Consider the following 8698-nt stretch of genomic DNA (forward strand, 5'->3'; position numbering starts at 1 on the left):
TACCAATTACCAATTACCAGTTAACAGTATATCGACGGCTTCGGCTAGATTGCTGACAATTAAATCGGGTTTGTACATTTCTAATTGGGTGCGATCGCGAATCCCGCAAAGCGCTCCCATAACCTTGACACCGTGCGTTTGTGCTGCTATAATATCCGCTTCCGTATCTCCCACCATCCACACATCAGATGCAGGGGGAAGTTCGGCTATGGCTTTCGCCATTAGCAGAGGTTTGTCTTTGGTATCGCCAGTTTTAAGATAATCATTGGGGAGACAATAACGCCTGTCTAGGGGAAAAAATCGCCCTATATCACAGCGGCTAAAGGCTTCGTCGAGTTCGCGATCGCGCCGCATTGTCATTACCACTAAATCAATTCCTGCCTGTTGCACTCTTTCCAAGGTTTCCAAAGCGCCAGGAACGGGTTGGTCGTAAACTAAATAAGGGAGCGTGTGGACTGTTTTGCGACGATTCTGGGCAAATTCTGCCGCTTGATCTGCGTCTAATCCTGAGATGATACCGATTTGGGTTTCGGGAGTGCGCGATCGCTTCATTTGCCAAAACTCCTGTTTCGAGAGCTCGCGGATTTTTTGGTCTGGACGCTGAACCTGTGCCAGACATAGCTGATAAACTCGATAGTAGCGTTCCGAAACATCCATAATCGGCCCATCGAAGTCAGTAATAAGTCTTAGCATCTGGTGTAGTTACGTTAAGTTTTAATACAAATTGTTAGTTATTATATCATTCCCCTGGAATTCTCCTATAGAACCTTCTGGGCAGTTAGGACACTCACTCATTGCTAGAACCCGCTGATTCTCTTCTCTTATATTCCCTTATTCCCTTATTCCCTATATTTCCTAGCCCCTAGCCCCTAGTTATAATTGACATGACCAAGCTAGCGGAGTAAAGTCTAGAGGGGGTGATACCCCTTATCATAACTTTAGCAATAGTCAATATTTACTTAGCTAATTTCAGATTAAATTCAAAATTTCTGTGCCCAAAATCCAAAATCAGGGCGATTATAGCAACCTTCTTGGCAGTTAGGACACTCGCTTATTGCTAGAACCCGCTGATTCTCTTCCCTTATTCCCTATATTCCCTTATTCCCTTATTCCCTAGCCCCTAGCGATCCTTTCAAAGAAATGCTCTAAAAAAGAGATGCTTCAAAAACTGACTTTAAATAATAAAAATAGCGTGGAATTTCTCCTCGACAAACTCTTATCCTTGCGCCGGATTGAGTATTTGACCCTAGATCGGGAACTGAAGATTAGAGAAACATCATTAAAAATACAACAATTTGCAGATTTTCCAAGTGAAGTAGTACCGGGAAATGATGTGCGTGCTGGCTTTTTGGAACTGATAGGATTGGAAGAAATTCTTATAGAGATTATTAAGCAACCGCAGAAACATTTCGAGCTACAAGGAATTGCAAGAAATTTTAAAAATAGCTCTTGTTTATATCTAGATTTATATATTTTTGGATATCAAGAAAGAGACAAGGATGAAAAATTAATTGTCTTTTATGAAGATGTCACGGACAACATGACAGCAAAGCAAGCATTAGTTCAGGTAGCTCACGAAACAAGTCTTTTGCTGAGCGCTTTAGCTACTGCCCACGATTATATAAATAAAATATTTAACTCCATAGCAGATGTGTTGTTAGTAACAACGGCAACAGGAAAAATTAAAATAGTTAATCAAGCTGCCCAACTATTATTTGGATATAGCGAAGCCGAATTAATCGGACAGCACATTACGCTGATTACTGCTGAAGAGAACTTGTTGCGCCAAGCAAGCCAAGTTCTGTCTTCAGTTGACAGCAACGCTGCAAATCAAGTAACAGTAGTTTGCCAAACTAAAACAAATTTAAAGCTCTCAGTCGCTTTTTCCTGCTCTATAAGTCAGACAGATATCAACGGCCAACGAGGAAGTGCTGACTTCACCCAATATTTTGTCTATATCGGTCGGGATATCACCGATCGCGAGCGCATAAAAAAGCGGCAGGCAGCACATTATGCTGTCACTCAGATTTTATCAGAATCTACTTCTTTAGATGACGCAACTCCCAAAATTTTACAAGCTATCTGTGAAAACTTAGGATGGGATATCGGCGAGCTCTGGACTCCAGCAGATGGCAAAATCAGCAGTCAAGTGAGCGATCGCGCTCAAGTGGGTCACGAACTCATATTTTCCTGTCTCCGTCCACATTCTCCTCTGGATGCGACTCCGTGTTTGCAAAGGGTAGGAGTTTGGTGGCAGCGATCGCTTCAGGTTTCTAATTTCATGGAAAATTCCGAGGCAATTACCTTAGAGCCAGGTAAGGGTTTGCCAGGAATAGTTTGGGTAAGCGGTTGCACCCAATGGATTACCGATCTTGTCAAAGATCCTAACTTCCAGGGTTCAGAATTGGCCGCTCAAGTGGGATTACGCTCAGCGTTTGCTTTCCCAATTCATACTAACGGCGAAGTGCTGGCAGTAATGACTTTCTTTACTGTAGAGGAACAACCGCCCGATCGAGAATTACTCGAAATGATGACTGCTACTGGTTGCCAGTTAGGGCAGTTTTTTAAGCGCAAGCAAGCGGAAGAAGAACTGCGAGCGGCGGAAGCTTCTATTCGCATTTTATACGAACAGGAGAAACAGCAAAGCGAAGAGCTAAATCTTAAAAATTTTGCCCTAGAAAAAACAAAGCAAGAGTTAGAAGCTGCTAACCGAGAATTGCAGCGTATTGCCTCTATAGACGGCCTGACTCAACTAGCAAACCGCCGCTGTTTTGACGAAACATTAGAGCGGGAATGGAGGCGAATGGCGAGAGAAAGATCGCCGTTGTCTTTGATTTTGTGCGACATCGATTTTTTCAAGTTTTATAACGATAGCTACGGCCACCAAGGCGGGGATGAATGTTTAAAAGAAGTGGCTAAAATCTTTTATCAGAATGCACGGCGTGGTGGGGATTTAGCCGCTCGCTACGGAGGAGAAGAATTAGCTTTAATTTTGCCACTTACCGATGCTAAAGGAGCGTTGAAAGTAGCAGAGATAATTCGGAGCGATTTGCAAGCTAGAGCAATTCCCCACGCTGCATCTAACGTCAGTAAATATGTCACTCTTAGTATGGGAATAGCTACCGTTGTACCTACCCATGAATCGTCTTTTGAGGCATTAATTACTGCGGCAGATCGAGCTCTGTACCGTGCTAAAGCAGGTGGGCGCGATCGCGTTGCGACTAGCTTTTAAATGCCCTCTTTGCTCAGACTTCCTCGTTTAATTTGCTCTCGTTCGATTGCTTCAAATAAAGCTCGAAAATTCCCCTCTCCAAAACCTTGAGCCTGGATTTGTTGACCCTTAACCCACGCTTTTCGGCGTTCAATTAACTCAAAAAATAAAGTCGGTTGCTTAAATATTGGCTGAGTAAAAATTTGCAGTAACATCGCTTCCGAAATGTTTTTCTGCCAATCTACTAAAACTTGACACACTTCTATTGCCTCCCATTCAGCACTAGAAAGATAGTTCTCCGACTGCTGCCGCAATTCGCTGTAATAGGTTGATGGAACTGGTAAAAAAGGTAAGCCACGCGATCGCAATTCAGTAACCACCTGTAAAATATTATTAGTTTGCAAAGCTATGTGCTGAATTCCAGCCCCCCGATTGGCATCCAAAAATTCTTGAATTTGGGAATTAGCTGATGCTGGTTCATTAATTGGTAATTGCACGCTACCACTAGAATGAATCATGACTCTGCTGCGTAAAGCTGACTTTTTAGTTTGAATTTCAAAGTTTTGCTGTGGCTGAAAACCTAAAGTATTTTGATACCACTTTACTGCTAGTTCTAAATCTCCAGTTTCAACGTTTAGCACTGCATGATCTATGCTGGTAAACAGTGCTTGACTATTGGTAATTGGTAATTGGTAATTGGTAATTGGTGATGGGTAATTGGTAATTGGTAATTGGTGATTGGCGATCGGTGATTGGCGATCGATCGAAGTGGTGAAAGGGAGCGCCTGGTCATTTGCAGAATCAGATTGCCCTAAAATCGTGAAAAGCTGACCGACTGTTAAAGGTGTTTTTTGCTCTATTAAAGTATGAGTTAAATCTCCCCAACCAGTAATTTTAGCAAACTTTAAATAGTCTTGTTTTTGCTGGATTGGCTGCAAAACTTTAGCGCCATGAGTAGTAGCTTGTGCCATGACAGATTCAAGATTGCCAACTCGAAAAGCGATATCTGCAACGCCGGGAGGATGCAGTTTCAGCCAAGTAGCGACAGGGCTGGCGGCTGTCAGAGGCGAAGATAAGATAAAACAGATATTCCCGTTGCTAACAACTTCGGTACAAGTGTTGTTATTAGCAGCACTTGCTATTGCTTGAAAACCTAGCTGGCCAACAAACAAATCGCGCAAGGTGGGTGCATCTTCAACGTAAAAGTGAATGCGATCGAACTCCATGAAGTTAAGTTAAATTTACTTGACTAATTGGGTGAATTTGTGCAACTCTCTAAAGAGTGATTTTTTACAGTACCGCCATGGGCAATTTATTTAACAATCCGTTCCTCCGGGCAGCAGGGGTTGCAGCTATAGCTTACGGCATTTTTCAGTTACTAGCTAGAGCTTTATATGCTTTTGCCAGAATTGCTGAAAGTTTTTCTCGCTGGGTTAAGTGGTCTTTTTTGCCTTGGAGTGACGAGATAGCGATTGGTTTGGGGGTAGCTTTCTTAATTGTTGCTGCTGTGACTACGAGCCGCGATCGCTAAATTATCGGATCTAGCAACGAGATCGACTCTGGTTGCACTGCGGTTAGAAAAATAAGTGACTTTCCGGCTGAATATTAATCTCCATCGGGACTGCTTGCGGGTCAGCGGAAAGAGCAAATATAATTGCATTAGCAGCGGTTTCAGGAGTCAACATTTTTGAGCGATCTACTTTAAGACTGACGCGATCCCAAAATGGTGAATCAATACCGCCGAAATAGAATATTGTAAACTTAATTCCATAACGCCGTAACTCATCTGCCATGCACTTTGTAAACCCAACTACGCCAAACTTAGAGGCACAATAAGCTGCTGCCATTGGCATTGAATGCTTGCCCAAAATTCCTACTACATTGCAGATGTGGCCTGTTTTGCGTTCTTTCATGGCGTTGGCTGCGGCTTGAGAAGTATAGAAACTACCTTTTAAATTCAAGTCAAGCATTGCATCTAAATCAGCGGGTTCTAACTTGTTCCATTGTTTAAGAATACCTGCGCCTGCGACATTGACTAAGGCATCAATTTGACCGAAGCGACTAAGTGTTTTCTGCATTAACGCCTCGACTTGTTGCGGATCGGTGATGTCACAAGGCACACATAACACCTCTGTCGGTAATTCGTTAGCTAGCGCGTCTAACCGACTGCTGTCTCTGGCGGCGATCGCTAAACTAGCGCCAGATTTTGCCAGCTTGTGCGCTACTGCTGAACCGATACCGCCAGTCGCACCCACCACAACCACAACTTTGTCCTGCATATTGCTTTACATTTCTTTACGTCTTTTTTGATCGTACACCCATGCAGGGGAAGTGAAAGTTTAAGGCTTGGCGATCGCAACCAAACTCTTCGCGCCTGAATCAGTCACCCTAAAAGCGGGAGAAGACTTTAAAAAAGTTGTTAATTTCCTGCTGAGGCCCAATTCTTTTACCAGAGAAGTAACAGACTTGCCGTAAGCTTGATAAAAAGCTTCACCTAGTTCTCCAACGAATATTTTTTGTCCGTTAGCTTTGCTTTCCATTAACTTAAGCAGTTCGAGCAGAATTTTCTCTAATTCTGCTTTGGAAGTAATATTTCCGTTGACACTTGTATCCTTTACATTTTTCTGTTCGCTCTGCGAAGATGGCGCGATCGCAACCAAACTTTTCTCGCCTAAATCAGTCACATCAAAAGCGCTGCAAGACTTTAAAAAAGTCGTTAATTTGTTGCAGAGGCCCAATTCTTTTAGCTGAGAAGTAACAGACTTGCCGTAAACTTGAGAAAAAGATCCACCTAATGTAGCAACTAATATTTTTTGTCCGTTAGCTTTACTTTCGATTAACTTAAGCAGTTTGAGCAAAATTTTCTCTAATTCTGCTGGTGAATTAATACCCCCTTTTAAATGGGTGTCCTTTGCATTTTTATTTTCACTCTGGGGCGGTTTTGCCTCATTTACAACCGCAGTCTCCATCGGCGCTATCTGAGGAATAACAGCTTCAATCTTCGCACTACCACCATTATTATTTTTAACACTATCACCCCGATCGTTTAAACTAATTTGATAACGAGATTGAACTAAACTAGAAATCGTAGCTAAATCAGTCAAGCGCTCGCTCAGAGAATGTTGTTCTCCATCGATCCACTCTTTTAATTTACTCATTAACCCTTCAAAATCGGGAATTTCTGCACCGATAATCGGTGAATAGTATTTACTTTCGCCTGTAGCGTAGTTTTCGACAACAAGATTTTCATCTTTTCGCAGGACTCGATAAACTGTCAGTCCCTGGCTTTGTAATTCGTTGCACAAGTGTAGTAGCAAACTGTCGCCAGAACAGACAAATATCTCTTTAGCTGTTGGATAACGTAGAAAAATAGAAGCGCCAACAGAGATCATTTTGCCGTCAGCATTACTGGCACCACTGGGAACATGAACCAGTTGATATCCACGTTTATGTAGTTCATTATCCTGAGTACCAATAGCGGAATTTCTCCAGTTAGCAAAAGCAATTTTTACTCGGAGAGGATAGCTGCATAAACTTTCTAAAAATTGTTCCATTTTGCTATCTAATTTTAGGTTTTCGGCATCAAGTAGCAAAATAGCTAAACCGGGATACTCGGCAATTGAAGGCGTTGAGGCAATTGGTTGTTTTACAGGCAATATCTGTGGTAATTCTGGAGAAATGCTCGTAGCAAGCTGAATCTGGTTGGTAGGGGGAAATTGACCATTTTCTGGGGTTTTTTCAAAGGTAGCGATCGCAGATGATTCCAAGTCAGGAGTAGAGGCGTAGGCCAAGCGGGCCGCAGGCATCGCACTTTCCTCTACTACTGCACCGCTTGCAGCGCTAGCGGGTTCTAGAAATTGCTTCCCGCAGCTTTTGCAGAGATAACGCTGCCTACCATTATGACGACCATTTTTGCGGTATGAAGTAGAATCACACTTGGGGCATTTCATGGGAGCGATCGCGCAGTCATGTATAGAAATTATATCCCTACCTTGGCTGTTTTGAGCAAGAAATTAGGATTTAATCAGTCCAACTTGCCAACCTTTGGCTGTCTTTTTTAGCTTCAGAGAAGAACAGGACTGCAAAAATTTAGGGAATTTGTTGCCCAGATTAAATTCTTTAATAATTTGAGTAATAGGTTTGGCATATTTTCGGTGAAACTCACTGCCGACATTGGAAACAAAGACATAATTAATGGTTGATGTCGCTGTTAAAGTCTCAACTATATTGACAATCGCTATCTCCAGCTCTTCAATAGAATTAATCTCGTTTAAACTCTGAGGAATGACAATATCTTTCTTAACTGGTAAATTGTTAATAGATGCTGGTTTAGCGATCTCGTCTATATCAAATAAAGTTAGATAAGTTTGAGAACTATCTGAGGTTTTGTGAATAGCAAACTCGGTCGGATAATCTAGAAAAATATCCCTAACCTTAGTTCCTGGTAGATGAGTTGTTGCGATTTGACTGAGTGCTAAGTTATAATTTTCTTTATACAATTCGGAGATGCGAGAAAGCTTAACCCATTGATTTTCTGTGCGTTCTTGTTCAGCTTTAATTAACTCTTTTAACTGGGAGATAAATTCTTCTAGAGATGGAATTTCCTGGGAACTGACGAGAGAATATTTCTGAGTTTTTCCAGTCTTGCTATTTAAAATTGTGATGTAGTCTCCCTGCTTGCGGACTTGATGCACAGTTAATCCGTGAGCTTGCAGCGTATTGCGGAGATGTGTTAGGGCCTGGTCGGAGGAACAGACTAAAATTTCTTTAGCAGTGGGATAGTGTACGAAAATAGAAGCTCCTACAGTAGCCATTTTCAAGTCAGCACTATCTTTTCCTGGGGGAACGTGAATTAGTTGATAGCCGCGTTCGTGAAATTCTGCATCTTTCTTACCCATACTGCGCCAATTAGCAAAGGCAACTTTGATTTGGATAGGATAGATACAAATTCCCTCTAATAATTTTTCGGTTTCGATATCTATCTGTAAGTTTTCAGCATCTAATAGCAAGATGGCGATACCTGGAGAAGGCTGGGAACCGTTACTGTTTGACGAATTCTGATTTAAAAAAGCTGAGTTATTTGATGGTAAAACTTGTGTTGTTGGAGAGACAAGCTGGTGAATTTCTAGAAATAATCGGCTGAATTGAGGAGAATTAACGAATTCCGGTGCTAATAAAATTTGCAGGTATTTTTTCGCGATCGCCAGTAGCGATCGCGCGTCAGCCGCCTGAGAGAACCCTGCTGTCAATTTTTCCTTCAAGGTAGATTGACTCTCGGCTCTATGCCAGGGAGTTTTCCTGTATTTTGCTGCTATCAATTCAGGATGCTGCTGCTGGATAGAAACGACAGTTTCGCAGATATGGCGGCTGATGGCGCTGATAATGACCGATTTTTGAGTCACTGGCAAGCTGGAGCTATCTTGCATGGCCCTCCACAAGCAAGAATGGTCTTTCCATACATCATAGGACAGTGGAGGGTGGAGAAGA

At 42.2% G+C, this 8698-nt stretch carries 7 protein-coding genes; 2 read left to right on the forward strand and 5 right to left on the reverse strand.

Features of this window, described 5'->3' with window-relative positions:
* Positions 1 to 6: 6 nt before the first annotated feature.
* Positions 7 to 693 carry an HAD family hydrolase gene (locus PN499_RS11475; protein WP_272031999.1) on the reverse strand — a complete coding sequence of 229 codons (687 nt, stop codon included), beginning with the start codon at positions 691 to 693 and terminating at the stop codon, positions 7 to 9.
* 463 nt (positions 694 to 1156) lie between these two features.
* Here PN499_RS11475 and PN499_RS11480 point away from each other — a divergent pair, with 463 nt between their 5' ends.
* Positions 1157 to 3232 (forward strand): diguanylate cyclase domain-containing protein, encoded by a 2076-nt coding sequence (locus tag PN499_RS11480; protein WP_272032001.1) that lies wholly within the window; start codon positions 1157 to 1159, stop codon positions 3230 to 3232.
* Here the strand turns inward: PN499_RS11480 and PN499_RS11485 are convergent.
* Positions 3229 to 4437 (reverse strand): 4-hydroxyphenylpyruvate dioxygenase family protein, encoded by a 1209-nt coding sequence (locus tag PN499_RS11485; RefSeq protein ID WP_272032003.1) that lies wholly within the window; start codon positions 4435 to 4437, stop codon positions 3229 to 3231. The genes PN499_RS11480 and PN499_RS11485 overlap by 4 nt on opposite strands.
* A gap of 77 nt (positions 4438 to 4514) precedes the next feature.
* Here PN499_RS11485 and PN499_RS11490 point away from each other — a divergent pair, with 77 nt between their 5' ends.
* The gene (locus PN499_RS11490; RefSeq protein WP_007357489.1) at positions 4515 to 4742 is read left to right on the forward strand and encodes a hypothetical protein; all 228 of its coding nucleotides are present in this window, start codon (positions 4515 to 4517) and stop codon (positions 4740 to 4742) included.
* Between the two features lie 43 nt (positions 4743 to 4785).
* On the opposite strand, the gene PN499_RS11495 is transcribed toward PN499_RS11490, so the two are convergent.
* From PN499_RS11495 to PN499_RS11505, 3 genes are all read right to left on the reverse strand, one after another.
* A complete protein-coding gene (locus PN499_RS11495; protein ID WP_272032004.1) occupies positions 4786 to 5490 on the reverse strand; it encodes an SDR family oxidoreductase in 705 nt (234 codons plus the stop codon).
* 60 nt (positions 5491 to 5550) lie between these two features.
* Complete coding sequence (locus tag PN499_RS11500) at positions 5551 to 7161, reverse strand: IS1/IS1595 family N-terminal zinc-binding domain-containing protein (protein WP_272032005.1); 1611 nt, start codon at positions 7159 to 7161, stop codon at positions 5551 to 5553.
* 63 nt (positions 7162 to 7224) lie between these two features.
* Positions 7225 to 8698 (reverse strand): PIN domain-containing protein (locus PN499_RS11505; RefSeq protein ID WP_334311679.1); only part of this gene is annotated, 1474 nt, incomplete at its 5' end.

The sequence above is a fragment of the Kamptonema animale CS-326 genome, from assembly GCF_028330895.1.
GTDB lineage: Bacteria > Cyanobacteriota > Cyanobacteriia > Cyanobacteriales > Microcoleaceae > Kamptonema > Kamptonema formosum.